Origin of the sequence: Neisseria sp. P0022.S009, assembly GCF_051956675.1 — a bacterium.
Lineage (GTDB): Bacteria > Pseudomonadota > Gammaproteobacteria > Burkholderiales > Neisseriaceae > Neisseria.
The window spans coordinates 1-1,650 of record NZ_JBQCXE010000021.1 but is presented as its reverse complement, the minus strand read 5'-3'; the positions used below and the strand labels follow the sequence as shown (position 1 = coordinate 1,650).

General features: G+C 31.9%; 2 protein-coding genes and 1 pseudogene. All 3 read right to left on the bottom strand.

The genetic code is table 11. The annotated features are described in order from the left end of the window. Positions 1-200 (bottom strand): annotated as a pseudogene (locus ACTHUG_RS11225) (transcriptional regulator); the annotation flags it as partial. After that, a complete protein-coding gene (locus tag ACTHUG_RS11220) occupies positions 178-1,236 on the bottom strand; it encodes a hypothetical protein (protein WP_440386612.1) in 1,059 nt (352 codons plus the stop codon). The pseudogene ACTHUG_RS11225 and the gene ACTHUG_RS11220, both read right to left, overlap by 23 nt. Positions 1,237-1,255: 19 nt before the next feature. Beyond that, positions 1,256-1,650, bottom strand: a 395-nt coding sequence (locus ACTHUG_RS11215; protein WP_440422248.1) for a DUF2345 domain-containing protein, incomplete at its 5' end; no start/stop codon positions are given.

The window sequence follows — 1,650 nt, the reverse complement described above, 5'->3', positions numbered from 1 at the left end:
ATAAAAAACAATTTAATAATAATTGCCCCACCCTCAATATCGCCTTGTAAATCAGATAATTTATAGACATCGCCATCTTTTATATAGTCTGAAATATAAAAATTTTCAGAATCAAGTAAGAGCGAAACTAAAAATATAAATATTAAAATAATAAAATTAAATATTCTTGTATAATTATTAAAAATACTGTTTTCCATCATATACCCATTTATTTGTATTGTATTCAATATATACGTTACAATTAGTACTATCACATTTATCAGGCATGTTGGTTACAATTCCTTCCAACGCAAGAGCTATTGCATTTTGCCACTTCCAAGATCGGCCATATACACTACTATTAATTTTATGTTGAGGAATTTCTCCTTCTACATAACTTTGTAAGCCAAGCCTACCTGAATTATGAAAAACAGTAGCTTCAAACGTATTCAATTTCCTATTCCGTCTTCGCTGTTCACGAGCTATATTTTTTGCAACTAAATCCATCGCAATAACAGCATCAGAAGTAATAACATAAAATGTTTCTTCTAAATAATTTTCCCTACCCTTTATTCCAAGTAATTCTGCAGCTAAATCTAATTGCATTTCACCAAATCCGTATGATGCTGTCGGTTTTAATATTATCCCCCCCATACTACTCAATTGATTTTTTCTCGCAGCCCAAATACCATGAAATTTTTCTTGAAAAACAATGGATGCAATAGCTATTTTATCTACTCCATTTTTTTGAGCTGCTAATTTGATAGGTTCACGGAGGAATGAAACCCATCTTAATCCATACGGGACATCAATTGTTAAGCGTAAAGATACCGTTTTTATCGGCTGTACTTGTTGATTATTAGGGTTTTGATTGGTAATACCCTTCGTTATTTTAAATTCAATGATAGTATAGAAAATATCTTCTAATAATGGCTGTCCTTGAACTCTATATTGATATAAATTGGCCAAAGAGCCTCTGTATTCTTCATGAATGCTTCTATCTGAAACTTTCAATAAGAATCCTCTCTCATTAACCCTATGATTATTCTGTAAATAAAAATGTACAAATGCATTTACATCTTTAATTGATTCATTAGATTTAAGTGTTATTACCTCTTCCGATGATTTTCCATTACTCCCCAACTGTTTAATACCTGTAGATACGGTTCTACTTCTCCCTATTTTAAAATATATCTCATATCTAACAACTTTTACCTTGTTATCTTTTATCCAAAATCTAGTATATACTTTTTTCATATAATTCCTTTAAATCTTATCACTCTTCATCATACCAATTATTTATATCATGATGTATATGTATTTTTATAGATTCTGGCTCAAGAGTTAGAAACACTTTAGTAAAACCTTCTTTATCAGTTATGCCATTGATAATTTGTTCATTTGGCAAAAAAGCTGTATATTTTTTGTTTGAATAGGGAATTCCATTTTCATTACATAGTTTAAATTGTATATTACATATCATCCCTGAAAATACCGGAAAATCAATGCTATTATAACTTTGTGAATCCGATACCACCAACGGTGCCCTCACCCGCACCACCTTCGGACTTCCGATCTCAACTTCCCCGTTACTCAACTTGATATACGCCCCTTTGCAGGTGATCAGAATCTCTTCCTTCGCCGCAATGGTGACTTTCCCTGCGCTGCTGG